At 67.9% G+C, this 25,294-nt stretch carries 18 protein-coding genes and 10 pseudogenes; 15 read left to right on the top strand and 13 right to left on the bottom strand.

Going from position 1 to position 25,294, the window contains the following annotated elements:
- Positions 1-320: 320 nt before the first annotated feature.
- The 3 genes and pseudogenes from ABZ904_RS44340 to ABZ904_RS44330 all read left to right on the top strand — a co-directional run.
- Positions 321-458, top strand: a pseudogene (locus tag ABZ904_RS44340) (replication initiator); the annotation flags it as partial.
- 465 nt (positions 459-923) lie between these two features.
- A complete protein-coding gene (locus ABZ904_RS44335; protein ID WP_361829787.1) occupies positions 924-2,327 on the top strand; it encodes an FG-GAP-like repeat-containing protein in 1,404 nt (467 codons plus the stop codon).
- Positions 2,328-2,569: 242 nt separating this feature from the next.
- Entirely contained in the window at positions 2,570-3,106 is a 537-nt protein-coding gene (locus ABZ904_RS44330) for a hypothetical protein (protein ID WP_361829785.1), read from the top strand.
- A 95-nt stretch (positions 3,107-3,201) separates the two neighbouring features.
- Here the strand turns inward: ABZ904_RS44330 and ABZ904_RS44325 are convergent.
- A pseudogene (locus ABZ904_RS44325) lies at positions 3,202-3,570 on the bottom strand (transposase); the annotation flags it as partial.
- 283 nt (positions 3,571-3,853) lie between these two features.
- On the opposite strand from ABZ904_RS44325, the gene ABZ904_RS44320 reads away from it, so the two are divergent.
- Positions 3,854-4,249, top strand: a complete 396-nt coding sequence (locus tag ABZ904_RS44320; protein WP_359401428.1) for a hypothetical protein — start codon at positions 3,854-3,856, stop codon at positions 4,247-4,249.
- A gap of 263 nt (positions 4,250-4,512) precedes the next feature.
- Here the strand turns inward: ABZ904_RS44320 and ABZ904_RS44315 are convergent.
- A pseudogene (locus ABZ904_RS44315) lies at positions 4,513-4,902 on the bottom strand (ATP-binding protein); the annotation flags it as partial.
- Positions 4,903-5,195: 293 nt separating this feature from the next.
- Here ABZ904_RS44315 and ABZ904_RS44310 point away from each other — a divergent pair.
- Positions 5,196-5,300: pseudogene (locus ABZ904_RS44310) on the top strand (IS5/IS1182 family transposase); the annotation flags it as partial.
- Positions 5,301-5,406: 106 nt separating this feature from the next.
- Complete coding sequence (locus tag ABZ904_RS44305) at positions 5,407-6,123, top strand: SMI1/KNR4 family protein (protein WP_361006058.1); 717 nt, start codon at positions 5,407-5,409, stop codon at positions 6,121-6,123.
- Here the strand turns inward: ABZ904_RS44305 and ABZ904_RS44300 are convergent.
- The 3 genes and pseudogenes from ABZ904_RS44300 to ABZ904_RS44290 form a co-directional block, all read right to left on the bottom strand.
- A pseudogene (locus tag ABZ904_RS44300) lies at positions 6,119-6,214 on the bottom strand (methyltransferase); the annotation flags it as partial. The gene ABZ904_RS44305 and the pseudogene ABZ904_RS44300 sit on opposite strands and share 5 nt — an antisense overlap.
- Before the next feature lie 268 nt (positions 6,215-6,482).
- Positions 6,483-7,820: an NADP-specific glutamate dehydrogenase gene (gdhA, locus tag ABZ904_RS44295; RefSeq protein WP_361829783.1), complete on the bottom strand. Its 1,338-nt coding sequence runs from the start codon at positions 7,818-7,820 to the stop codon at positions 6,483-6,485.
- A gap of 604 nt (positions 7,821-8,424) precedes the next feature.
- Positions 8,425-8,832: pseudogene (locus ABZ904_RS44290) on the bottom strand (CoA-transferase); the annotation flags it as partial.
- Between the two features lie 66 nt (positions 8,833-8,898).
- Here ABZ904_RS44290 and ABZ904_RS44285 point away from each other — a divergent pair.
- From ABZ904_RS44285 to ABZ904_RS44270, 4 genes and pseudogenes are all read left to right on the top strand, one after another.
- Entirely contained in the window at positions 8,899-9,480 is a 582-nt protein-coding gene (locus tag ABZ904_RS44285; protein ID WP_361829781.1) for a sugar O-acetyltransferase, read from the top strand.
- A 12-nt stretch (positions 9,481-9,492) separates the two neighbouring features.
- Positions 9,493-10,035 (top strand): TetR family transcriptional regulator, encoded by a 543-nt coding sequence (locus ABZ904_RS44280; protein WP_361006066.1) that lies wholly within the window; start codon positions 9,493-9,495, stop codon positions 10,033-10,035.
- Between the two features lie 238 nt (positions 10,036-10,273).
- Positions 10,274-11,494, top strand: coding sequence for a transposase (locus tag ABZ904_RS44275; protein ID WP_361829779.1), 1,221 nt, complete (start codon positions 10,274-10,276; stop codon positions 11,492-11,494).
- 187 nt (positions 11,495-11,681) lie between these two features.
- A pseudogene (locus ABZ904_RS44270) lies at positions 11,682-13,212 on the top strand (ISL3 family transposase).
- 566 nt (positions 13,213-13,778) lie between these two features.
- Here ABZ904_RS44270 and ABZ904_RS44265 read toward each other — a convergent pair.
- The 5 genes from ABZ904_RS44265 to ABZ904_RS44245 form a co-directional block, all read right to left on the bottom strand.
- Positions 13,779-14,627, bottom strand: a complete 849-nt coding sequence (locus ABZ904_RS44265) for a class II fructose-bisphosphate aldolase (protein WP_361829777.1) — start codon at positions 14,625-14,627, stop codon at positions 13,779-13,781.
- Between the two features lie 96 nt (positions 14,628-14,723).
- Positions 14,724-15,653 carry a DMT family transporter gene (locus tag ABZ904_RS44260; RefSeq protein WP_361005121.1) on the bottom strand — a complete coding sequence of 310 codons (930 nt, stop codon included), beginning with the start codon at positions 15,651-15,653 and terminating at the stop codon, positions 14,724-14,726.
- Complete coding sequence (locus ABZ904_RS44255) at positions 15,640-16,650, bottom strand: BadF/BadG/BcrA/BcrD ATPase family protein (protein ID WP_359410426.1); 1,011 nt, start codon at positions 16,648-16,650, stop codon at positions 15,640-15,642. The genes ABZ904_RS44260 and ABZ904_RS44255 overlap by 14 nt, the downstream gene beginning before the upstream one ends.
- A gap of 34 nt (positions 16,651-16,684) precedes the next feature.
- A complete protein-coding gene (locus ABZ904_RS44250; protein WP_359410425.1) occupies positions 16,685-17,857 on the bottom strand; it encodes an SIS domain-containing protein in 1,173 nt (390 codons plus the stop codon).
- Positions 17,854-19,146, bottom strand: coding sequence for a D-tagatose-bisphosphate aldolase, class II, non-catalytic subunit (locus ABZ904_RS44245; RefSeq protein ID WP_359410424.1), 1,293 nt, complete (start codon positions 19,144-19,146; stop codon positions 17,854-17,856). The genes ABZ904_RS44250 and ABZ904_RS44245 overlap by 4 nt, the downstream gene beginning before the upstream one ends.
- Positions 19,147-19,296: 150 nt before the next feature.
- Between ABZ904_RS44245 and ABZ904_RS44240 the strand changes: the two genes are divergently transcribed.
- Positions 19,297-20,085 (top strand): GntR family transcriptional regulator, encoded by a 789-nt coding sequence (locus tag ABZ904_RS44240; protein WP_361829774.1) that lies wholly within the window; start codon positions 19,297-19,299, stop codon positions 20,083-20,085.
- Between the two features lie 50 nt (positions 20,086-20,135).
- Positions 20,136-20,304 (top strand): annotated as a pseudogene (locus ABZ904_RS44235) (ISAzo13 family transposase); the annotation flags it as partial.
- A gap of 108 nt (positions 20,305-20,412) precedes the next feature.
- On the opposite strand, the gene ABZ904_RS44230 reads toward ABZ904_RS44235, so the two are convergent.
- From ABZ904_RS44230 to ABZ904_RS44220, 3 genes and pseudogenes are all read right to left on the bottom strand, one after another.
- Positions 20,413-21,489, bottom strand: a complete 1,077-nt coding sequence (locus ABZ904_RS44230; protein ID WP_361005110.1) for an acyl-CoA desaturase — start codon at positions 21,487-21,489, stop codon at positions 20,413-20,415.
- 81 nt (positions 21,490-21,570) lie between these two features.
- A pseudogene (locus ABZ904_RS44225) lies at positions 21,571-22,290 on the bottom strand (IS200/IS605 family accessory protein TnpB-related protein); the annotation flags it as partial.
- Between the two features lie 241 nt (positions 22,291-22,531).
- The gene (locus ABZ904_RS44220) at positions 22,532-23,095 is read right to left on the bottom strand and encodes a dihydrofolate reductase family protein (RefSeq protein WP_361829772.1); all 564 of its coding nucleotides are present in this window, start codon (positions 23,093-23,095) and stop codon (positions 22,532-22,534) included.
- 294 nt (positions 23,096-23,389) lie between these two features.
- Here ABZ904_RS44220 and ABZ904_RS44215 point away from each other — a divergent pair, with 294 nt between their 5' ends.
- The 3 genes and pseudogenes from ABZ904_RS44215 to ABZ904_RS44205 all read left to right on the top strand — a co-directional run.
- Complete coding sequence (locus ABZ904_RS44215) at positions 23,390-23,986, top strand: DinB family protein (protein WP_361829770.1); 597 nt, start codon at positions 23,390-23,392, stop codon at positions 23,984-23,986.
- 116 nt (positions 23,987-24,102) lie between these two features.
- The gene (locus ABZ904_RS44210; RefSeq protein ID WP_361829768.1) at positions 24,103-24,630 is read left to right on the top strand and encodes a recombinase family protein; all 528 of its coding nucleotides are present in this window, start codon (positions 24,103-24,105) and stop codon (positions 24,628-24,630) included.
- 71 nt (positions 24,631-24,701) lie between these two features.
- Positions 24,702-25,294 (top strand): annotated as a pseudogene (locus ABZ904_RS44205) (transposase); the annotation flags it as partial.

The raw sequence follows: 25,294 nt of genomic DNA, 5'->3' as shown, positions 1-25,294 counted from the left end.
TGATAACAGCCACACCTGACACCCCTGGGTGAACGAACCCTACGAATGCCTCGCTCAGCCCGATCAAGAAGGTAGGACCTGATAAGGATGAGGCCACACCTCAAAGCCTGTGTTCAGCGCCCGCCCGTATGGGCAGCCAGGGGACCGGAGGCGCGGCCGATTCAGTCAGGGCAGGACAGGTCCGGCGCGCGCCTCCGGGGTCTTGTCGGACCTTGGATGAGGTCCGGTGGTGCAGGGATGACGGTGCCTCGTCGATATCGCTGGGGGCGGGCTCGTAGGTGCTCTGGTCGGTTGACCGGTACCCGGGTGTGCCCGGTTCACGGGCTCGCGGGGCCGTGCACTTCCACGCCGTAGCGCGCCTGGACGGACCGGCCGGTCCCGACACGTCCCCGCCGGCCTGGGCCACGGTCGCGCTCCTCGACGACGCGATCCGCGCTGCTGCCGCTCGGGTCTCCGTGCCTCGTGTCCACGGCCGGCGACTTCCCCGCACGCACGCTGCGATGGGGCTCGCAGGTCGGAGCTCTTGGTGGGGGTGGCCACGATCTCGGCGTTGGCGAACTCGCCGTTCGGTTCATGGGCATGTCCTCAATTTCTTGACCTTGGCAGGAGGTGACGCACTCCGCGCGTCACCTCCTGCCTCACTAATTGACAGGTCACAACCTGAAGGTGTGACACGCCCTGCCTGAAGTTCCCCCAGGACTGAGTAATTATTGAGGTCTAATGCGTGATGTTGTCTCGCTGCTCAGGCTGCTGTCGACGATCTTGCGTAGGTGCTCGTCCGCACCGCTCTACGTGCGTCGGTGGGTCCGCCCGCAAAACGTGCGACCCGAGCCAGGGCCCAGCGTGGTGTCCGGTGCTTCCCCCCAACTCTCTACACTCCTGCCGTCTGACTGTGCGACTGAAGGAAAATCAGGGTGGGGAAGATGGGGAAGACGCGAAGCGTCAGGCTCGGGGTCGCAGTCGGGGTGGCTGCGGCCGCCGCGGCGGGCGCGCTCCTGATGCCCGTCGATGCTGTGGCGAAGCCGATCGCCGCGCCGGCGGACTTCAACGGGGACGGTTACCGGGACCTGGTCGTTCCGGCGCCCACGGCCAAGGTCGGAGGCAAGGACGGCGCGGGCGCGGTGGTCGTCCTCTATGGCTCCAAGAGCGGGGTGTCCGCCTCGCGCAAGGTCGTCATCACACAGAACACCGCGAAGGTGCCGGACAGCGCCGAGACAGGTGACGGGTTCGGTGCCTCGACAGCCTTCGCCGACCTGGACAAGGACGGCTACGGCGACCTGATCGTCGGTGCGCCCGACGAGGATCTGGGCAGCGCCAAAGACGCCGGCAGCGTCACCGTTCTGTGGGGCGGCAAGAGCGGACTTTCCGCGGTGAGCACACTGCCGGTGCCCCGCGGCTCGTACGGCCGGTACGGTCTGGACGTCGCCGCGGTACGCGACAGCGGCGGCGCGCGCGTCCTGGTAGCCGGGTACGCCGGGTCGATCGAGTTCAGCGGAACCTTCACACGCGCCGGCTCGGCCAGGATCGCAACGCTGTACCCGCAGACCGGGTCGGCGGCCGTCGTCGAGTACAGCGATTTCAACCACGACGGACGGGCCGAGCGGATCGTCACCTCGATCCGCGCCGGTGGGTACAGCGGTGGCCTGGTGTACATCGACCCCCGCGACGGGAGCCACGTCCCCCTCTCGACCGATGGCAGGACCACCGCTGTCGGCGATGTGAACGGCGACGGCTACAACGACCTCGTCGTCGGCGACCCCGACGAGCCGAGGACCGGCACGAGCGGCCACAGGGGTGGAGAGCTCACGCTCTGGTACGGCGGCCCACAGGGCCTCGCGGCCAAGCCGGTGCACATCAGCCAGGACACGCCCGGCGTCTCCGGCACGTCGCACACGCACTACGGGTTCGGGACCGCCGTCGCCGTCGCCGACCTGAACAAGGACGGCCTCGCCGACATCGTCGTCGGCGTCCCCGGCCAGACACAGAACAACCAGGCCAATGCCGGGGTCGTCGTCGTCATCCCAGGCAAGAAGACGGGCACGCCCGGTGTCCGCTCGTACCAGCTCTCCCAGGAGACGGTGTCGGTGCCCGGGACCTCGGCCCAGGGCGACGGGTTCGGCACCACCCTCGCGGTCGGCGACCTCAACAGGGACGGCCACCCGGATGTTGTCGTCGGCGCCCCGGGCGAGGACCACTACCGCGGCGCGGTCTGGGTCCTGCCCGGCACCTCCACCCACCCCACCGGAAAGGGCAGCGTCGAACTGACCGCAGCGAAACTGGGAGTGGGTGGGGAATCCCCCCAGGTCGGTGGCTTCCAGCCGGTGTGACGCTCTCGCCCCGCCCCGTCCCCTTCACGGGGCGGGGCGACAGTGCTCTGCCGCATGGGTACGGCTCAGGCGCCCGGCCTTCGACGGCCCGGATGGCGCCAGGGAGGGGACGGACTCTCTCGTGACCGGGCGCAGCGGTGGGCGCCCGGTGTCCAGCCCGGGCAGCCTCGGGTCCTGGTGCCGCGTCAGACAGGTTCTGCCCGTCAAGGACCGGCGTCCGGTGCGGTGCATCGCAAGCGTGGATGCCGTCGGTTGTCGGACTGCTGGAACAGCGTGAGTTGGTCGCTCGTCGTCGAGTCGACGGGTTGCGGGAGGAGGCCGATCGCGTCCAGGCCGAGTTGGCTGAGGCCGGGCGGGAGTGGCAGGAGTGGGTGATCGCCAGAAGGTGGGTCGCCACCGTGCTGGCTTCCGGCGGCAGTGCCCCCGCCGGCGCAGAGGCCGCCGCGGATTCGCGGGATGCGGACACGCGGTCGGCGCCGAGGGACCCGGCGAAGGCCAGGTCGCATGTGCCGGTGTGGCGGCAGGGGTCGGACTGGTCGGTGGTGTCGGTGGACTACCACCGCATCGTGCAGGTGCTCGCGGACCGGGCCCGGCTCGGGCAGGGCCCGTTGACCTGCCAGGAGATGGCCGCGGTGTTCGGCATGGAGGTGGTGCCGACGCGGGTGGAGGCACTGCGGTCGAAAGCCAAACGCCTGGTCGCTCGCGGCCGGCTGACCGAACCGGCGCCGGGCCGGTTCACCCTCGCGAGGGGCGTTGCCGGGCCGGACGACGGGTCATGAGCAAGGTCATCGACCAGCACCTCGGCGCTGGTGGTGCGCTGCTCGTAGTCGCGGGCCAGGCGGCGGGTGCGCATCAGGTGGGCGAAGGACCGCTCGACGTTCCACCGTTTGGGCAGCACCACGAACCTTCGCCGGTTGTCGCAGCGTTTGACGATCGCCAGCACCACCGCGAGCACGGCCAGGCAGTGCTCGACAAGGCTGCCGGTGTGGCCGCCATCGGCCCAGATGAGGGCGAGCAGGTGGTGCGCGTCGGCCACCTGCTGGAGCAGGACCTGGGCGGCGGCCCGGTCCCCGATGTCCGCGCTGGTGACCATCACGCCCAGCAACAGGCCGAGGGTTCGGATGCCGCCTGCTCCGGCCCGGCCTTCCCGCCTGTGCCGAACGCCGGACCTCGCTCGCCGGTGTGACCGGTGGCGGTCCAGCCGGCATCGTGGCGAGCGCCTCCGGAGGCCTTGCGGGAACACCCAGGGCCGCGGGGGAAACCTGCGTTCGCCCCGCGTTCCGTGGTGCCTTCCCGCGAGAGCCCGACGCCACCCGGCCGCGACAGCGGCTCACATTTGTCCGGCGGACGATCGACTTCCGGAGGTTCGCCTAGAACTGACCGGTTTTGACTGGAAGTCGCCTTCCATGGTCCTCCAAGACCGGACAGCATCGTGGGCTGTGACTCCGGCGTCGGAGATATCACATTCATGGGCCATCAGGGGAACTGAACGGGAAGCCTGGCCCACCACCCGAGGGGGATTTGTCATGCATATGATCAAGCGTGCGTCCGCGATCCTGCTGTCCGCCGTCGCGCTCGGCGGCGGCGTCATCCTCGCCCCGAACGCGCAGGCCGCCGCGACCTCCTGCTACGGCAGCGCCAAGTCCTACTCCAAGCCGGCCGGTGACCGGTGGGTCCCGAACAACGGGCAGTCCCGGCTCACCACGACCAGCAACTGCAACGACATCAACATCAAGCCCAACACGACGACCAGCGTCGCGGTCTGCTTCTACCCGTCCTCGGGCGCGGCCTACTGCCAGTCCGCCTTCAAGACCGCCCCGGCGGGCCAGTGGACCGTGGTGGCGACGGACGTCAAGGACGGCACGCGCTTCGTGTTCGACTTCGGAAACACCACGGCGAACTCCGGCGTGTGGGCCGGCTGACCCCACCGCCCCGGACCCGTATCCGCGGCCGCAGGTCTTCGTACCGGCCCTGGCCCCGCCAGGCGCTCCGTGCCGCCGCTCCGAGCAGCGGCGGCACGGAGCGGCGGCGAGGCCGGGGCCGAAGTTCATCCGCACCCTTCCGCTCCGCAGCTCCGCATCGGCCAGGGCCTTCCGGCACGGGAGCGAGAGTTCCACGATGCCTATGAGTAACTGCGCCATGTCGCCGACCTGGGGCAGCCGACCAGCGAGGCCTACGCCCAGGGATTCGAGGTCAGGATGATCGAGCCCTTTTCGTAGCGTTTGGAGATCACCTGGAAGACGAGGTTGGCCTCCGTTCGTTCCGGGGGCTGGTAGCCGACCTCGTCCACCACGACGACGCTGAGGCGGAGGTAGGTGCCGAGTTTGCGGGTCAGGCGCCCTGCGGCTTCGGCGGCGGTGAGGTTGCGGACCATGTCGCCGAGGCTGGTGAAGTAGATCGAGTGGCCGGCCCGGCAGGCCGCGACGGTGAGGGCGACGGCGATGTGGGTCCTGCCGACCCCGGGCGCTCCGAGCAGGGCGGCGTTCGCTTTGGCCTCGACGAAGGAGAGGGTGGCGAGGTCCTTGACCTTGCGCGGGTCCAGGTCGGGCTGGAAGGAGAAGTCGTAGTCATCCAGTTATCTGGTAATGGTGAAGATGTCTTGCAGAGTCGCTATTCACCACGCTGCGGACGCGTCGGGAAGGCGGCTGAGGTTCATCCCCTGCCCAGGGCCCCTGCTCCTGGAGGTAGGCCGCTGTCCTGTTGGAGTGTTGCTTCCGTAGGATCACGCCATGGCTGCCGATGCCCCGCTCACCGAGAGTCGTTCCGGCGCCTCCATCCGATTAACACGCCCCGGCCGGTGTCTCAGTTGCCAGTTCGAGTCTGGACTGACGAGGACTGGGGCCGGATCCGGCGCGGATATCGAGCCCGGGACGCCGACGACTGCACCGCCACTACGAGCGCAGAGCCGAGCACTTCCTCGCCTTCACCAGTATCGCCTGCATCCTCATCTGCTACCGCAGGCTTACCAAATGAGATGACTTCCAAGAACTTCTAACGGAATGACTCCGTGGGTGCCTCAGAGGGGGACGACGTACAGTGCGGCGGCTCGTGTGCTGTGCGGCTGTGGAGGACTACGACTGTGCACCCCGATGTGGAACGTCTCGTGGCGCTCATGCCGCCCGCCCCGGAGAGCGGGCAGCAGGTCGACTGGCGGGCGGTCGAGAGGGATCTTGGTTGCCGGCTTCCCGCTGACTTCCGCGATCTCGTCACCATCTACGGGGTGGGCACCATCGACGAGCGTGTGATGGTGCTTCCCCCAACGAGTACGGCACACGAGTCCGGGATCCCGTCGGTGGGGCAAATGACGCCGAGCGCGGAGAAGAACGCCTGGCTCGAGCACACGAAGTCCACCTACCCGCTGTGGCCGGACCCCGGCTCACTACTGTGCGGCCTACGCATGGTGGACGGCAACGGAGGGCTGTGGGGTGCCGTGTACTGGCGCACTTCAGGTCCTGATCCCGACCAATGGCCGGTGGTCGTATGGGAGCGTTATCACCCCTTCGTCGAGTTCGAACTGAGCATGAGCGGCCTGCTGGTGAAGTGGCTCGCCGACGCCGCGGACATCGACTTCGACCAGCGGATGGTCTTTGGTCTTCCGCACTCGCGGTTCATCCACTGGCGCACGGAGCGCGCGATGCGCGAGCGCGGTCTCGATCCCGGGGAGTACCTGGAGCCGCTCTACATCGAGGCGAACGACGAATGGGAAGAGCGGAACCTGGTCGGGGCTCCCCGTGCATCCGCTGTCACACGCGAGATCACGACGGAAGCGCCGGTCCCCACGATTCCGCAGAGATGAGGGCCGCGGTGCGGTAGTAGAAGTCCTCGCCCAGCACCCGATGCCCTTCGCCCTCGGTGCGGTCGAAGGTGAAGTCGAAGAAGCCTGTAGGGCGCCAAAAGTCACATGTAGCGCTGTGGCAAGGTGCTTTGCAGCTCGAAGTGATCACGTCAGACTCGGGCCGCATGACGTTGCGAGTGTCCTGCCTCGTCTTCCGCTGACTCCTCGGTCTCCTCCTGCTGCGGTCATGTTCGGAGAAGGCCAAGGATGCCGAACTGCTCGCACTCCACCACGAGGTCGCTCTGACACGACAGGTGCTCGGCTCCCCCTCTCATGCCGAGAGGACGGAGCCTGGCAGGTGTCGTGTGGGACCGGCGGGATCAGATGAGGCCCTGTGCGAGCATCCCGTTCGCGACCAGTTCGAAGCCGGCGATATTCGCGCCGACCACGTAGCTGCCGGGGCTGCCGTAGCGCTCCGCGGTGGTGTAGCACGAGTCGTGAATGTGGCGCATGATCTCCGCGAGCCGCTCCTCGGTGTGAGCGAACGTCCAGGAGTCGCGTGAAGCGTTCTGCTGCATCTCCAGGGCGCTGGTGGCCACGCCGCCCGCGTTGGCCGCCTTGCCGGGGGCGAAGGCGACGCCCGCGCCCTGGAGGATGCGTACGGCCTCCGGCGTGGTGGGCATGTTGGCGCCCTCGGCGACTGCTTTCACGCCGTTTCGTACGAGGGCCAGGGCGTCGGTCTCGTGCAGTTCGTTCTGAGTGGCGCAGGGCAGGGCGACGTCGCAGGGAACGTTCCACGGGCCGGTGCCGGGGACGAACGTGACGTGCTTGCCGCGTCGCTCGGCGTACTCGGAGACCCGGCCGCGGCCGGTCTCCTTGATTTCCTTGAGCAGGGCGAGGTCGATGCCCTTCTCGTCGACTACGTAGCCGTCGGAGTCGGAGCAGGTCACCACAGTCGCGCCGAGCTGCTGGGCCTTCTCGATCGCGTAGATCGCGACATTGCCCGAACCCGAGACCACGATGCGCTGTCCGTCGAGGGACTCACCCCTGCTGTGAAGCATCTCGGCGGTGAAGAGTACGCAGCCGTACCCGGTCGCCTCGGTGCGCGCCTGGGCGCCGCCCCAGCCCAGGCCCTTTCCGGTGAGGACTCCGGACTCGTAACGGTTGGTGATTCGCTTGTACTGGCCGAACAGGTAGCCGATCTCTCGGCCGCCGACGCCGATGTCACCTGCGGGAACGTCGGTGTACTCGCCGAGGTGGCGGTGGAGTTCGGTCATGAACGACTGACAGAACCGCATGATCTCGGCGTCGGAACGGCCCTTCGGGTCGAAGTCGGCACCGCCCTTGCCACCGCCGATGGGCATGCCGGTGAGCGCGTTCTTGAAGATCTGCTCGAAGCCGAGGAACTTCACGATGCCGAGGTTCACCGAGGGGTGGAAGCGCAACCCGCCCTTGTACGGTCCGAGCACGCTGCTGAACTCGACCCGGAAGCCCCGGTTCACGTGGATGTCGCCGGAGTCGTCGGACCACGGCACCCGGAAAATGAGCTGACGTTCCGGCTCGCAGATGCGCTCGATGATCCGGGCGTCCATGAGCTCGGGCCGCTGCTCGAGTACCGGGTCGAGAGTCTCCAGGACCTCCCGTACCGCCTGGTGGAACTCGCTCTCGCCCTGGTTGCGGCGGACAATCTCCGCGTACAGCGGCTCGATGACACGCATGTGAGTCGTATCCTCCGTGAGTCGGAATCGCGCGCGTAGGTACCCCCGTCCCAGGGCACCAACGGTCCCCCTCCCCATTGAGGGCGTCGCCCAGACATCGCACGCTCTGGGGCTCACGAAAGCGACGTACAGAACCGTTGTGACATATCCATTGTCCCAGTGTCCCGGGAAAGCCGTTCAGGGCATCCGCATAGCGGACTCGACTACTACTCCGCCGGGGCCAGGCAGCAGACCCGTACCGGGCAGTGGTAGGAGCGTCTGACTCTCCCGGCATGTCGCCCGCGCTCCCGCCCTTCATCTGGACCAAGACAGCAGAAGAGGAGCCCCTTCCCGTCCACCTGTTCCCGATGGGTCGAGCGGGCACCCTGGCTGTGGAGGTGGCCTGACCTGCGAGTTCACGGCAGGGACCGACCGTGTCGGCGACGGTGTCGGGGCACCGCTAAGAGCTGGTCTTTTGAGGCAAGAGCAGCGCGAGCACGACCGCGTCGGCCGTCGTCGCGGGTCGACGCTCGCCGGCATCGCCGTCACCCGGCGGTGCTTCTCCGCGCCGGATCCCTCCTATGGCAGTCACCCGTACCGCTGTCCCGACTCCTGGTACGACGGCTCATACGATGCTCAGCTTGCCGGCGCCCGCCTCGAGCACCGTGGGTTCGGTCTTGGCCCTGAGTTGCTCGATGGTGACGTCCGGGGCGAGCTCGAGCAGGCGCAGGCCCTGGGTGGTGATGTCCAGGACGCACAGGTCGGTGTCGATCCGCTGGACGACCCCGTTGCCGGTGAGGGGCAGGGAACACTCCTCGACGACCTTGAAGCTGCTGTCCTGGGCCACGTGTTCCATCAGGACGACGACCTTCTTCGCGCCGTGCACCAGGTCCATCGCCCCGCCCATTCTCTTGACCATCTTCCCGGGGAGCATCCAGTTGGCGATGTCGCCTGTGGCGGAGACCTGCATTGCGCCGAGGACGGCGGCGTCGATCTTGCCGCCGCGGATCATCCCGAAGGACGTCGGAGTCGAAGAAGCTCGAACGTCGCGATCAGGAAGGGTGTACGTTCGTACATTCGAGAGTGTACGATCGTACACATGCTGGCCGACTACTTCGCTGACGACCCGCGCACCAACGTGGAGCGCATGCTCGCGGGCGACCTCTACATCGCCGACGACCCGGAGATCGCCAGGCGACAGCAGCGCGCCATCCAACTGGCCGCCCGCTACCAGGCCGCCTACATTGAGGACGCCGACGGGGCCAGGCCGATCCTGTCCGACCTCCTGGCCTCGGTGGGCGAGGGCGTCGACGTACGGCCGCCGCTCTACGTCGACTACGGCAGCAACATCACCATCGAGGCCCGTACCTTCATCAATTACAACCTCACGGCGCTGGACGTCGCTCAGATCAACATCGGCGAGGACTGCCAGATCGGCCCGAACGTTCAACTCCTCACTCCGACCCACCCCGTAGAGCCAGGGCCCCGACGCGACAAGCTCGAAGCCGCGCGGCCCATCACGATCGGGGACAACGTCTGGCTTGGCGGCGGGGTCATCGTGTGCCCCGGAGTGACTATCGGCGACAACGCCGTCATCGGCGCCGGCGCAGTGGTCACCAAGGACGTGCCCGCCAACATCGTCGCCGTCGGCAACCCTGCCCGTTCTGTGCGCAACCTCTAGCCCGGAACTGCAATGGCCACCGGACATATCGACCCGCAGCGGCGCGAACGGATCCTCGCCGCCACACTCGATCTGATCGCCGACGAGGGAGTCGCTGGCGTCTCCCACCGCAAGATCGCCACCCGCGCCGAGGTGCCCCTCGGGTCGATGACCTACCACTTCACCGGCATCGGCGACCTGCTACGCCAAGCCTTCACACGCTTCGCCGACCACATCGTGGCCGTCTTCGAGCAACACCTCAGCCGGGCAGGCAGCCGCGAGCAGGCCTGTGAAGCCGTCACCGACTTGATTCACACCCTTTCTGAAGGGCCTCGCCGCGATCTCATCCTCGCCCAGGAGCTATACACCCTCGCCGCTCGCCACCCGGAATACCGGGAGCTGACCCAACAGTGGATGCGCCGCAGTCGCCACCTGCTGGAACAGCATTTCGACGCAGACACCACCCGTCAACTGGACGCATTGATCGAGGGGCTGACTCTGCACCGCGCCCTGGACGGCTCACCTCACGACCGTGAACTGACGCGACGGGCCGTCGCCCGCATCACCGCCGCATAGCCGGCACTTTCGACAGCCCGTGGGGAGCGGGCCTGACACCGCACCCCACGGGCCTTCACGGGGTTTCTCCGAGGATGCCCTGGCCTTCAGGCGGGGGAGGAATCGGTCTCCTGCGGAGCAGGAAAGGAAATGGGGGTTTCGCCTCCCGGGCGAAAGGCCGTCCACCCGCGACGAGGTGAGCGAGCCTGTGGCGATCGAGAGGTCTCAAGTGTCAGTCCTTCCGGGTAGGTTCGGATGCATGACGACAGACGCGACCATGGAGGGGGCCGGGCATGCCCGGTACTCCTTTCGTGTGCGCCTGTCGGCTACCGCGCGGCGCGCACTTGAAGCGGAGTGGGACCGCTGCCGGTGGCTCTGGAATGAATGCGTCGCCAAGTCCAAGCAGGTCCACCAGCAGAGCAAGGAGTCCGGCGAGAAGCTGACGTGTGGTCCGGCCCAGCTCGACAGGATGCTGACCGAGGCCCGCGGGGTGATGCCGTGGCTGGCCGAGGGTGCCTCGGTGCCGCAGCAGCAGGTGATTCGGGACTTCGCCAAGTCGCGGGCGAAGGCGTTGAAGGACATCAAGGACGGGCTTGCGCAGCACCGCCGGGCCGGGATGCCCCGCTGGAAGAAGAAGCGGGAGGCCAGGCCGAGCCTGAACTACACGAAGCGGGGTTTCCGCCTCAAGGACGGTCGTCTGCACCTTGCGGGCCAGATCGTGGTGAGCGTGGTGTGGTCGCGGGCTCTTCCGGCTGAGCCGTCGAGTGTGCGCGTGTACCAGGACACGCTCGGGCACTGGTATGTGTCCTTCGTTGCCCCCGCGCGGAGCGAACCGCTTGCCCTCACGGGGCGGGTGCTCGGGGTGGATTGGGGTGTGAAGGAGACGGCCACCACCACGGATGACGCCTACGATCTCCCGCATGCCGAGCACGGCAAGCGGGCCGCTCAGCGGCTCGCGAAGTACCAGCGGATGATGGCCCGGCGCCGGCGTCCGAAGGGCCGGCCCGCATCCAAGGGCTACCGGAAGGCGCAGGCCCAGGCCGCGAAGCTGCACAAGAAGGTCGCGCGGCAGCGGGAGGACACCGGCCGCAAGTGGGCCAAGTCCGTGATGCGTGATCATGATGGGGTGGCGGTGGAGGACTTCCGCCCGAAGTTCCTCGCGAAAACCACGATGGCCCGCAAGGCGGCCGATGCCGCCATCGCGGCCACCCAACGCGCTCTGGTCGAGATGGGGCGCAAGCACGCACGGGACGTCCGTCTGGTGCACCCGGCGCACACCACGATGGACTGCGCAACGTGCGGGGCGAGAACCAAGCACGCACTCCCTCTCTCGATGAGAACGTATGCCTGCACCGTGTGCGGAGCCGTCTCGCCCAGGGACAAGAACTCCGCCCGTGTGATGCTGGTCCGGGCAGGTTGGAGCCCGGACGGTGCCGAGGGCGTAAGACCTCCTGGTCCGCCGGCTCAGGTGGCGGCCTGAGCCGTGAATCCCCACATCAGCCCTGGAGGGTGGAGAATCCCCTCCTTTCAGGGAGGGGAGCCTTCAAGTATCCCCCCTCTTCATCTGTGCTGTGTGAAGGAGTAGGCCGGTCAAATGGGACTGTAAAACTAACGGCCCTGGCTCACATTCGGTGGTAGCGAAGCGTGACTGGGCTCGTTGACATAGCGTGCGAGATGTCAACGAGCTTGTGGCTACAGCGTTTTCCGGGCTGGGTCCCCTGACTGTCGAAGATGTGGTCGACGAGGACGAGCGGATCTGGGTGCGGGCCCGGACGTCCGAGGGGCCGGCTGCATGCCCGGGCTGCAGGGCTGAGACGACCCGGGTGCACGGCTACCATCTGCGGACCGTGGCCGACGTTCCGGTCGATGGGCGGCGGGTGGTCGTCCGTGTGCGAGTGCGGCGTTTGGTGTGTCCCACGCGCGGTTGCCGTCACACATTCCGCGAGCAGGTGCCTGGAGTGCTGGAGCGATACCAACGACGCACAGCTCGCCTGACCAGGCAAGTCAAGGCTGCGGTCAAGGAGTTAGCGGGCCGGGGCACGCTTGCTGGCGATACTCGCGGTGGGCGTGTCTCGTCACACGGCCCTGCGCGCCCTGCTGCGCATGTTGTTGCCCACCGGGCGGGTGCCTCGTGTAATCGGCGTTGATGACTTCGCTCTGCGCCGGCGTCATCGCTATGCCACCGTGGTGATCGATGCCGAGACGCACGAGCGGATCGACGTGCTGCCCGACCGCACGGCCGACACCCTGGAGGCGTGGCTGTGCGAGCATCCGGGGATCGAGGTCGTGTGCCGTGACGGCTCCGCGACCTACGCCGGGGCCATCCGCCGCGCCCTGCCCGACGCGGTACAGGTCGCTGATCGCTGGCATTTGTGGCACAACTTGTGCGAAGCCGCCCTGAGCGAGGTGAAGGCGCACAGCAGTTGCTGGGCGACCGTGCTGGACGCGCCCCTCTACAACGGGCCCCGCGCACAAACCACCCTGGAACGCTGGCACCACGTCCACGGCCTGCTCGACCAGGGCGTGGGCCTACTCGAATGCGCCCGCCGCCTGCAGCTGACCCTGAACACCGTCAAACGCTACGCCCGAGCCGATCAGCCGGAACGAATGCTCCACGTTCCCAAGTACCGCGCCAGCCTTGTCGATCCCTACCGCGAGCACCTGCGTAAACGCCGGGTCGAAGACCCCGCCGTCCCCGTCCTGCACCTCTTCGAAGAGATCAAGGCCCTCGGCTTCACGGGCTGCCTCAACCTCCTGCACAAGTACATCAACCAAGGCCGTGCGGATGCCGACCGCAGTCACATCTCCGCGCGCAGACTCGCCCGGATGCTGCTCACCAAGCCCGACAGCCTCAAGGCCGAACACCAAGATCTTCTGGCCCGGCTCACCGCCACCTGCACCGAGATGACTCAACTGGCCACCCGTATCAGGGACTTCGCGCAGCTCCTGACACCACACCCAGCAAATGCCGACACCCTCCCGCGCTGGACGGCCCAGGTCCGCGCAGTCGACTTGCCCCATCTGCACGCCTTCACCCGGTGCCTGGACCGAGACCGCGATGCCGTCATCGCCGCGCTCACTCTCCCATACAGCAACGGACCGACCGAAGGTGTGAACACCAAGACCAAGCTCATCGCGAGGCAAATGTATGGGCGGGCACGCTTCACGCTCCTACGTCACCGCATTCTCCTCGGATGACCTCACGCTTCGCTACCACCGAATGTGAGCCAGGGCCAAACTAACGGCGGATCTGCCGATCAGGGGAGATACGTCAAGTGCTTGAGCAAGACGTTGAGTTGAGGCAGGAAGAGGCGGCGGTCGAGCGGCAGCCCATGTGGCTGAGACCTGGGCCGAAGGGCAGTTGATCGCAGGCGGCTTCGAGCGTGTGTACGGCCGCCACAGCACCCTGCTCCGCCTACAGCCGCGACCTGGTACGCGCCGTCCTCAGCCGACTCGACCCCACCCAACGCCACACCAACTGAGCATGCTCCCGCTCCTGCAAACCCGGCAGAAGCGGCACGAGCGTCCACGCCAACGACAGCATGGAACAGGGGAACACAGGCCACGCCGCACAGCTCACACGCCAGACGGTCTGGCCACACTGCGCCGTGGCCAGACCTGAGGGACAGCGCATCGAGGGCTGATGCCAGGGGCTGAAGAAGCCGGCCTTCGCGAGACCGGGCGCCCTCCTACCTGCTCGGGACATGATTTCTGACCGGGTTGTTGAACGTGGGTGGAACGTGAGGGCCGCGGCTGTGTCGTGGTCAGGTCGCCAGTACGGTGAGGACGTCTCGCACGGTGGTCATCACGGCGTCGCGGGCGGGGCCGAGGTATTTGCGCGGGTCCGTCAGCGCTGGCTCCCTGAGCAGCACCTCGCGGACGGTATGGGTCAACGAGATGTTGAGCGCTGTCCCGATGTTGATCTTTACCATGCCTGCCAGGACCGCGGCGCGGAGTTCTGCATCGGGAACTCCGGATGATCCGTGCAGCACCAACGGGACCGGAACAGCTTCCCGAAGGCGTGCGATGAGTGTGTGGTCCAGGGCCGCCGACCGCTCGGTCATCGCGTGGCTGCTGCCGACCGCGACTGCCAGGGCGTCCACACCGGTACGCGCCACGTAGTCAGCGGCTTCCGCCGGGTCCGTGCGTACTCCCTCGGTGTGCGCACTGGCGGGGGAGTCGGGCTTGCCGCCCACGTACCCCAGTTCAGCCTCGATCCAGAGGCCCGCTTCGTGTGCCCACCGTGCCGCTGAGGCGGTGGCGGCGAGGTTGGCGGCGTAGGGCAGTGCCCCGGCGTCGAACATCACCGAGGAGAAGCCGGTGTCGGCCGCTTGGTGCAGCAGACTGATGTCGGTGACGTGGTCGAGGTGCAGGGCGACGTCGACCGTTGCCGTCTGAGCTATGGAGGATGCCGCCAGTGCGAGGGGAGTGAGCCGTCCACCGTGGTACCGCACGGCGTTCTCGCTGATCTGAAGGATCACCGGCCGGTCGGCGGCCTCGGCGCCCGTCACGATGCCCTCGGCGTGCTCCAGGGTGATGACGTTGAAGGCGGTGACGCAACTGTGCTCGGCGGCGGCCCGGGCAACGAGGTCTCCGGTGGGGACCAAGGACATGTGCGTACTCCTCGTACGGGGGCTCGGCTTGCAGTGGGGGAGCGACCTGGCCCGCCCTTGGGGCGGGCCAGGTCCAAGCTGCAGGAGTGCAGCGGATTATGAGCCGGCGGCCGATGCCGATGGCTCCAGGGCCTGGGGGATCTCCTCGCGCTTCTCGTCGGCGTAGACCATCAGCGTCGATCCGCCGAGGGCGAGCACGATGCCGATCGTCGCCCATATCGTCGGCAGGGTCTGATAGACCACCAGCGACAGCACGATCGTGAGGACGGGCGCCAGGGCGTTGGTGACCGGTGCGACGACGCTCGCCTTCCCGCGGCTGAGCGCCATGACGAGGAACAGTGCGCCCACGGCGTTGAGGATCTGGGTGCCGGCGGTGAGCGCCGGGGCCTGCCACGGCGCGTCGGGCAGCCCGCCCATCATGAGAATGGCGACAGGGACGAGGAGCAGTCCGCTGATGGTCATCCAACCGAACGTCGTCGCGTCGTTGACGCCGCCGAGGGCGGCCTTTCGCATGAAGAACGCCTGCGCTCCCCAGGCCACGCAAATGAGGACAGCCAACAGCAGCCAGGACCCGGTGCTGACCGAGCCGCCCGCGCCCGCGGGGATGCTGATCAGCACGATGGCGATCAGCGCGGCGATCACTCCGATGACGGCGAGCTTCCCGATCCGCTCCCGGAGCAGTGCCACGGCCATCAGGACGGTGATCACGGGGGAGAGGGAGACCACAGGGAAGATCAGGTACGCGGGACCATTGGACAGCGCCTGGAACAGCAGGAGTTGACCGCCTGCTCCGGTGAGTCCGGCCGCGAGCCCGTACACCGCGGCGATCGGGCGGCGGTCGAACCTTTCCCGGCGCAGTGCGACCGCGGCCGGGACGAGCATGGTGAAGGCCCAGATGACGTAGATCATCTCGTCCGGATAGCCGTAGCGCTCGGTCGGCTGACTGGAGAACGCTCCCCAGACACCCCAGAACAGAACCAGCAGGCCCGCGTACAGGATCCAGGTTCGTTTGTCACGCGTCGTCATGGCTGTCCTCCGTGGTGGTGATGTTCGAGCTGGAGCGCAGGGTGGCCAGTGCCTCGGTGCCGAGAGGGGTGCCGGCGAGCTTGGCCGCGTAGATCGCGGCGCCCACCACCGGTTCGAACAGGGGTTGCCGCAGTTCGTACTCGGCCGCGCTGTTCTTGAGCGCGGTGGTGAACGCGTCGAGCACGCGGGCCGAGCGGAAGACGCCGCCCGAGTAGGAGACGAGGACGGTCTCGTCGGGGGAGAAGCCCAGGCGGCGTCGGGCACTGTCCACCAGCAGGGCCAGTTCCCTGCCGGCCTCGGTGAGGATGGCGGCGGCCTCCGTGTCGCCCGCTTCGGCCGCCTCGACCACCAGAGGGGTCAGTGAGGCGATCTCGCTGCGGTGTCCCTGCCAGCGGTTGAGTACGACGTCGATCACCTCGAGGTCCGAGCTCAGCCCGAGGTGCCGGCGCAGCAGTTCCGCGAGAGGGCCCTCGGGCAACCGGCCGTCGCTCATCCGGGAGAACACGTTCAGTGCCCGGGCGGCGATCCAGTACGCCGATCCCTCGTCGCTGAACAGTTCGCTCCAGCCGCCGGTGCGGACGCCGTGGCCCTGCCGCTCGCCGTAGGTCATCGAGCCGGTGCCGCTGATCACGTTGATGCCGTCCACCGCGCCGAGCGAACCAGCCCAGCCGCAGATCATGTCGTTGTCGCTCGCGTAGCGCTGGTGCCCCAGTACCCGGCCGGGGGCGGCGTCCAGCGCGGCGACGTCGCCGGGGACCTCTCCGTAGCCGGGCAGGCCCAGGAACGCGTGGTCGATGTCCGCGGGTGTGATGCCCGCGGCCTTGGTCACGGCCCCGATCCCCTGTTCGAGGACCCGTACGACGTGATCGACGCCACCAGTGGCGTTGTCTGCGAAATAGTAGGCGCCCTCTCCGAGAGCTCGGGCCCGGATGGTGCCCGCGCTGTCGATCAGGCAGAAAGCTGTCTTCGTGCCTCCGCCGTCCACACCCAGAAACATCGTTGTTCCTCCGCTCGGCTTTCTCTGGACGCTGTTACGCGACGTCGTTCCGTCGCTCGGGGAGCGGGTGCACGGTCACGCCCTGCACCACGCGGTTCACCTCTCCCGAGGGGAACGGGTTGTCGGGCCGGATGCCGCGGGCCATGGAGGAACGCAGTGCGATGAGCTGCGCGGTGACCACGGCGGGCAGGGCGAGGGCGGCGTCGTCGGCGCCGGCGAGTCCGGGCAGCAGCCAGGTGTCGTCCCCGGGCAATCCGTCGGGCGACGCGGTGACGGCCACGACGCTGCCGGGCGCGAGGCCCGCGCGCAGTTCGGTGATGATGTCGAGGTCGTAGCGGCGCGTGTAAGGGTCGTTGGATACGTACACGACGACGGCCGTGCGGTTGTTCAGCACCGACTTGGGGCCGTGGCGGAAGCCGAGTGAGGACTCCGAGGACGCGACGAGTGCGCCCCCGGTCAGCTCCAGCAGCTTCAGCGCGGACTCCTGGGCCAGGCCCTTCAGGGCGCTGCTGCTGCCGAGGTAGACCAGCCGTTCGGGCCGGCGGGCCAGCAGGGTGTCGATGGCCTGGTCCAGACCTCCTGCCGTGATGTGCTCGGCCGCCGCGGCCGGTGCCTCGATGTCGTCGGTGTCCAGCGCACCGAAGGCGAGCAGGGACGCCAGCAGCATGCTGGTGAAGCTCGACGTCATGGCGAAGCCCTGGTCGTTGGCCGCGGCCGGCATGAGCAGGACGTGGGACGCGGGGTCCTCGCCGTGCGTCCGGGCCAGGTGTCCGGCGCTGTTGCAGGTGACGACGAGGTGGTTCACGCGGCTCAGGACCTGCTCGGCGAGCCGGGTGGCCGTGACGCTCTCGGGGCTGTCCCCGGAACGCGCGAAGGACACGAGCAGCGTGGGGACGTCGTACGGGAAGGAGGCGTAGGGGTCAGCGACGATGTCGGTGGTGGACACCGCGTCCACGCGCCGGCCCGTGGCCTGCGCTATCGCCGACCGGACGACCTCCCCGGCGAATGCCGAGGTACCGGCTCCGGTCAGGACGATTCGCAGTTCCTTCTCGGCGAGCAGCGGTTTGAGGAATGTGTCCAGACGGTCCCGCCCGTCGGCGACGATCGCACCGACCTCACGCCATACCGAGGGCTGTTGGGTGATCTCCGCGACCGTGTGGTCGGCCCCGCCGCCCTGGGGCATCGCGTTGTGGGTGGAGGTGGTCACACGTACTCCTTGTCTTGAACACGGCATGCGCGGTCGTAGTCGCGCAGGACGTCTTGGATCCGGTCGACGACCAGGTCCCGGGGCGTCGCGGTCAGAGCGCCGGTCCGAACCCGCCGGTACTGGTCGGGCAGGTGGGCGCTCAAAAGGGGAAGCGGGATGTCCAGGGCCGAGAGGTTGGCGAACAGGTGGTCCTGCGCGGCGGCTATCTCGGGGTCCGGCCAGTAGTAGCGCATGCGGTCGCTGTAGCTGTATCGCCTGGCCAGCCGCTGCTCGGCGGCGTCTCCTCCGTAGTACCCCGACCACCAGGAGGGCTCGTCGCGCATCCGGCGGTCGACCACATCGGTGATCCCGGAGCGCGCCCCGGGGACAACGAGCTCGTCCTCGACGGCAGCCAGTGCGAACAGGGCCTCGCGCAGCGCGAACGTCAGCCCGGGCCCCACCTTGAGTACGGCCCAGTGGTCCTCCACCAGGGCGGCCAGCCCGTCGACTGTCTGGTAGTCCGTCGAGTGGGCCTCGAAGACCATGTTCGGCTCGCCCGCCAGGACCTCACGCAGCTCGGTCGTCCGCTCGCGCCGGTAGTCGAACACCTGAAGGTGGTCGAATTCGACACCCGGCTGCACGACCAGGGCCATCACACGGGGCCAGGCCTCGGCGACGTGGTACGCCGCGAACGCGTCCCGGTTGCGCTCCAGGGTCAGCCGTGCGGCCGGGGGGCTGGTGGCCGCCATGTCCTCCAGGGTCTCGTGGGCCCCTCCTGGCACCGGCACCTCGGTGCCGATGACGTAGCGCAGGGCGCCGGCGGAGCCGCCCGCGGTCTCCTCGGCCACACGCACCAGGCGCGCGGTGCGCTCGGCGACCACGTCGTCGGTCAACGGTACGGGGTCGCCGACGCAGGAGAAGCTGCAGTCGAGGTGGATCTTCGTGAAGCCCGCCCGGACGTACGCCGCGACGAGGGCGTCCGCCTCGGCCATCGCCTCCTGCGGCGGCAGCGAGCGCCACCGGTTGGGTCCGAGGTGGTCACCGCCGAGGACGACCCGGTCCAGCGGCAGGCCGTGCTCGGTGGCTATGCCGTGAACCAGCTCGCGGAAGTCCTCCGGCCGCATGCCGGTGTATCCGCCGTACTGGTCGACCTGGTTGGAGGTCGCCTCCACCAGGAGGGTGCCTCCCGAGGCGAGCGCCTGGCGTACGGATGCCTCGATGACCAGCGGGTGTGCCGAGCACACAGAGGTGATGCCGTGCGGCTCACCCGCCTTCTGGCGTCGCACCACTTCGTCCAAGGGGTTCCACATGATCCGCTCCAAGGTTCGCCGAAGAGCGCGGCCCGAAACGGTACGCATGCCTCCGGAAACGTCTCCGGAATGCTATTGGTATGCGTTCTGGTCGTCAATGGTCTCAATCTGGTATTGAACTGGCCTTACTTGAACTGGTATACATCTGGTATGCCATCGGACAACGCTCTCCCCCAGGGCCTGCTGGGCGCCGACTCCCTGCCCCTGTACTCCCAGATCGCCGGACGCCTTCTGGACGACATCGCCGCCAACGGCGCCCGACCTGGGGACCGCCTGCCGTCCGAACGATCGCTCGCCGGCCGGTACGGGGTCTCACGCGTCACGCTGCGCAGCGCCCTGAACGAACTGGCGGAGCGCGACGTCATCGAGTCCTCGCCGGCCCGAGGATGGTTCCTCGCTCAGGGCTACGAACGCGCAGTACCCGCCTCCCGGCCATCGTCCGCTCCCGGGGGCGGCCAGGCGGTGCAAGGCTTCGCCGACTACGCCGACCAACACGGTTTCCAACTCCGGGACGAAGTCCTGGAATCCAGGGTCCGGGCGGCCACGGTCCAAGAGTCCGAGCTCCTGCGCGTCGGCCCGGGGGCGGCTCTCTTCGAGATGCGCCGACTGCGATACCTGGATGACATCGTCATCGTCCTGGAGCACAACCGGCTGCCCCTCGGGCTGTGTCCGCAACTGGCAGAAACCGACTTCACCAAGGACACCCTCTTCGCCACCCTCCGCCGCGCCGACCCACCCCAACTGCCCAAAGTCGCCGACTACTCCGTGGAAGCCCGGCATCCCACCGAGGAGGAGCGCAACCTGCTGGAGATCACCGATGCGACCCCCGTCCTGGTCGCCACCCAGCTCGCCTTCAACCAGAACGCCCAGCCACTGGAACTCACCGCAGCGGTGTACCGCGGCGACCGGTACCACTTCCGGGCCTCGATCACTGGGTGAACTCGCCGCCGCGTCCCGTCCCCTGGCAGGGCGCGATCAGACCCGCCACCCGTGCTGCCGGAGCCCAGGAGGGCACGGTCTCGCGTGGGGTGGCTGAACCAGACTCCGGTCAGGGCCGGTTGGGCGAGTACGCCGGGCGGAGGCCGGAAGACGGCGACAGAACTCGACCCAGGTCTGCGGTCCACGCTGTTGGAGTTGGTCAAGCCCGACGAGCGCGGCGCCGCCGACGACCGACTCTGCGGAGAACCTTCTGCCGTCTGGTCGATCGTTGAGGGCGCCATGGATTGAGGTCGACGTCCCCCGGCGGCCCCGCGTGTGGTCCTGCCGTCACGACGCCTTGCGTTGACGTCTGATGGGCTCGCCCACTCGGTGCAGGTGGGTGAGTGCCTCGCGGTAGGACTGGATCATCCTGGTTTCGTGGTAGGGCACGTCGATTTCCGCGCAGTACGCGCGTACGACGACCTGGGCCCGCCGTAGATGAGGAGTGGGCATGCTCGGGAACAGGTGGTGCTCGATCTGGTAGTTGAGCCCGCCGAGCATCATGTCGGTGAGCCGGCCGCCCCGCACGTTGCGGGAGGTCAGGACCTGGCGGCGCAGGAAGTCGGGGCGGTCGTCGCCGGTGAAGGTGGGCATGCCCTTGTGGTTCGGGGCGAACGTGCAGCCGAGATACACACCGAACAGGCACTGGTGCACGGCGAGGAACGCCACGGCCTTGCCGGGAGAGAGGACCAGGAACAGCGCGGACACGTAGGCCGCCAGGTGCAGGAAAAGCAGTGTGCCCTCCAGCAGGCGGTTCTTCATCGACGGTGAGCGTAGCGCCCGCACGCTCGCCACGTGCAGGTTGAAGCCCTCCAGCGTCAGCAGCGGGAAGAACAAGAACGCCTGGTGGCCTCCGATGAATCGGGCCAGGCCACTGCTGTTGCGGGCCTGCTCGGTGGACCAGACCAGGATGTCCGGGGCGACATCGGGGTCGAGTTCCTCGTGGTTGGGGTTGGCGTGGTGACGGGTGTGCTTGTTCATCCACCAGCCGTAACTCATGCCGATGCCGAGGTTGCCGAAGAGCCGACCCCAGATCGCGCTCGCGCGGCGCTTGCGGAACACCTGCCGGTGCGCCAAGTCGTGTGCCACCAAAGCGACTTGACCGAACATCAGGGCCAGGAAGGCGGCGACCGCGAGCTGCCACCACGTGTCGCCCAGCGCGACGAAGGCCGCCCAGCCCCCCGCCAGCAGCCCGATCACCAGGCCGAGCCGCACCGTGTAGTAACCGGGGCGCCGCCGCAGGAGACCCGCCTCGGTGATGCGCTGCGAGAGCCGGGCGAAGTCGCTGCCGGCGTCGGGGCGGGGTCTGCGGGGCCGCACGGCGGCCGGGCTCGCCGTGACCGTGGCGTGGGAGGAAATCGTCATGCAGGCGAGTCTGGCTACGGCCCTCCCACCGCCACCAGCCTGTCAGCCGTAGGCCTCGTGGGGGGCCGAGCCCCCTCCACCTCAGGGGGTTGTCCCCACCGTTCCTGAACAGTGATCAAAGTGACCATGAAGATCAATCTGGCACTGCACCCATCCCGAACGGTCTTGGATGGGCTGGTGCACCGCGTTCCTGCCGTGTTCAGCACGCACGGATCGTGTCCGTGGTCCGGGTACGCGGGGGCGGTTTCCCTCACGCCCCCGGTCACTGGGTCGGGCCTGGGCGGTCCGATGCCCGCCGGCATCGCTCTGGTGCCGGCGGGGCGGTGCCGTCCGTCGCCTGATCCGGTGGCCGAGGGCGCGCCTGCCGATCGCCACGGCTGCCGCCTGGTGGCGGGTGGCGGGGCGTCGGGGGGTGCAGAGGGGCTGCTGCCAGTGCTGTGCGCCCCATAGGGAGGTGTAGGCGGGATCGACGGCGATCACGCCGAGTCCGGCTTCGGCGCACATCGACAGCAGGCGTGCGCGGAGTTTGCCGGTGGGGATACCGGAGATGAGCTTGCGGAACCGCTTGCCGCGGCCGTGCTTCTCCCGGGTCTTGGAGTCGGCGAAGTCGAGGTCTTCGATCGCGATGGCCTGCACGCCCGTGGCCTTGGCCCAGTGCAGGAGGCGGGTGAGGGCGTGGCGGAGTTGGGCGTCGCGGTGGGTGGCGTTGCCCGACAGGTCGTAGTCGAAGCGGCGGGGCTTGCTTATCGGGTTGCCATACTCGTCCAACCGCCACGCGGCTAGATGATCGGCGTTCGCGTCTGGAGCTCGCACGCCTGCTGTTCGCCGACTTCGATCCCGCGGTACGAGGCATCGTGGCCCAGCCGTTTCTCCTGAAGGCCGTGGTGGAGGCGAAGGCCCGCAAGCGCATCCGGATTACATCTTGACCACTGAGCAGGGTCCGGTATTGGTGGATGTGAAGCCGCACTGCCGGCTGTCCACACCAGTGGTGGCGTTCACGTTCGCGTGGACCCGGCAGGCGCTCGAGTCGCGTGACGGGCGCTCAGCGCCTCGTCTCGTACCTGGTCAGGATCACGCCGCAGGGAAGCGTCCGTGTCTCCACCAGGTTCAGGTTCACCCAACTGTCCAGCGCGGTGAAGAACGGCGTGCCGCCGCCCACCAGGACCGGCGCGGTGGCCAGCACGTACTCGTCAATCAGCCCGGCCCGCATGGCCGCCCCGGCGAGCGTCGCGCCACCGATGTCCATCGGGCCGCCGTCCTCGGCCTTGAGCCGGGTGATCTCGGCGACCGCGTCGCCAGTGACCAGGCGGGTGTTCCAGTCGACCTTGTCGATCGTCGAGGAGAACACCACCTTCGACATGTCCCGCCAGCGGCGCGCGAACTCGATCTCCGCCGGGGTGGCGTTGGGCTGCTGGTCGGCGGTCGGCCAGTAGGAGCTCATGGTCTGCCACAGCTTGCACCCGTACAGCGACAGGTCGGTCGCCTGCAACTGGTCGGACCAAAACTGGAACAGCTCGTCGCTCGGCGCGCTCCAGCCGATGTCGTCGCCGGGCGCGGCGATGTAGCCGTCCAGGGTCAGGTTCATGCCGTAGATCAGCTTCCGCATGGCTCCAGCCTTCCGTGAGTCGGTCTCACGCGTACAGACCGGCGCGGCGCGGGAAACTCATCGGCGCGCGATCTGAGCTCGCATGTAGTCCTCGTGCTCGGTGGCTCAGCCACAGACTCATCGTTCCGCCGAGGAAATGGCATCGATCTGAAAGGTTGTCTCACGTGGCAAGTTTCGCGAGCTTCTTGTAGCAGGTCAGGGCGGCGGCCATGGCCAAGCCTCGGCTCTGTCAGTCATTGCGGACCACGTACGGGATCCTGAGACCACGAGCAGCCCATGGCAGGCTCATGCCGCATGATCGATGAATTCGCGAAAGACAACCTGCACGAGAGACTGCGGCGGGACCGCAAGGCGCTGCTCTGGAAACTCGACGGCTTGTCCGAATACGACGCCCGCCGACCTTTGACAGCGACCGGGACCAACCTCCTCGGCCTGGTCAAACACGTGGCCACCGTCGAGGCCAGGTACTTCGGCGAGGTCTTCGACCGCCCTTCCCCGGAACCGCTGCCCCGGTGGCAGGACTCCAACGGCAGCGATCTGTGGGCGACCGAGGACGAGACCCGCGATCAGATCATCGGGTTCTACCGGCGCACGTGGGAACACTCGGACGCGACGATCAAAGAGCTTCCCCACGACGCCCCCGGCCACGTGCCATGGTGGCCGGAGCCTTATGCCGACACTATCCTGTTCGCCATCATGGTCCATGTCCTCGGCGAGTCCATCCGGCATGCCGGGCACGCCGATATCCTGCGCGAGGGCCTCGACGGCCGGACCGGGTTGCGCGCCGAACTCGAGAAGCAGATCGATGAGGAAGCCCGTGCAGTCTACTGCGCGAAGATCGAGCAGGCCGCCAGGTCGGCCGCACCAATCAAGGCTCATCAATTTGCTTAGAGTTCTTCAGTGTTCGTACGGTGATCGTGTGGAACTTCTTCGACTCTCAAAGCTGCTAAGTGTTTGGGTGTTCACCCCGTGACGCTTCGGTTTGGGCTGACTCGGGGAAGTTTCCGGTGACTTGGGTCGGGCGTGAGCGCCGGTTCTCCTCGATCGATGTGGAGGCGATGAAGGTCTCCACCGGTGGCGAGCGTGTCCGCCTGGAGGGCCTGTACGTGCGCGTGTCCGGCTCCCACGAGCTGGAATCCTCGCTTCAGGCGCAGGAGAAGGAGCTGCGGGCCACCTCCACCGGCGAGATCGTCAAGGTCTTCCGTGACCGGGCCTGTGGCCTGCGGGAGGACCGGCCCGGTCTGAGTCGGCTCCTGCGGGCCGTTGCTGACGGCTCGGTGACCGTCGTGCGGGTCACGCACGAGGACCGGCTCGCCCGGTTTGGTGTCGGCTGGCTCAAGCACCTGCTGTCCGTGTACGGCGCCCGTCTTGAGGTGCTGCACCCAAAGAAGCTCGGCAGCCGGGACGAACTCCTTGAGGACTTCGCGTCGCTGGTCACCACGTTCGCCGGCCGCCTGTACGGGATGCGGTCGGCTGAGAACCGGCGTCGCCTGCTGGCCGAGTCGGCCCAGTGCGATGCAGGGCGCGCCGCGTGAGTCGAAAGCCGCTGCTCGCCGACGGTGAGACCTCCCGTACCGCGTGCGCCCGCAGTCTGCTCCGCAGGGCAGTGGACGAGAAGACCGGCGAACGCCTGTCGCCGTCCGATGTGACGTTACGCGTCGGCTGGTGCGCGGACCTCGTGTCCAACATGGCCGCCGCCCTGCTGGCCGAACACTGCAATACCGGCGATGTTGATGTGCTGGCCTCCGGCGTGGACGAGGTCGGTCGGAAACTGCCGTCGAACGCGTGGATGGCGCTGCGCCGTCTGGGCTGGAGTGCCGCCCCGCCCCAGGGCGTGAAGGTCAATGACCGGATCGTGCGCATGGCCCAGGAGCAGCCCGGGCGGGTGCTGCGCTCGGCGAAGTGGCGCGCCGATGTGGTCTTGGGGGTGCTGGCGACGTGGCCCATCGATCCGGGCAAGCGCACTCCCCGCGAGTGGGACGCCGTACGTGAAGCGGTCCCTGGTGGAAAGTATCTGCCGTCCAGCATCATCAAGGCCCGCACCCGGCAGGTGGTCACGTATCTCAAGGCCAACGGCCCTCTGCCCGTCGACGTGTTCGAACTTGAAGGCGCCCCGAAGGTGGCGCGCCTGCTGCTGCTCGCCGCGTGCGACGGGCAGCAGGCCACGATCGAACGCTCCGAAACCGACACCGGGCAGGC

This window comes from Streptomyces sp. NPDC046900, from assembly GCF_040644975.1.
Classification (GTDB): Bacteria; Actinomycetota; Actinomycetes; order Streptomycetales; family Streptomycetaceae; genus Streptomyces.
This window is presented reverse-complemented; position numbering and strand designations above follow the sequence as displayed.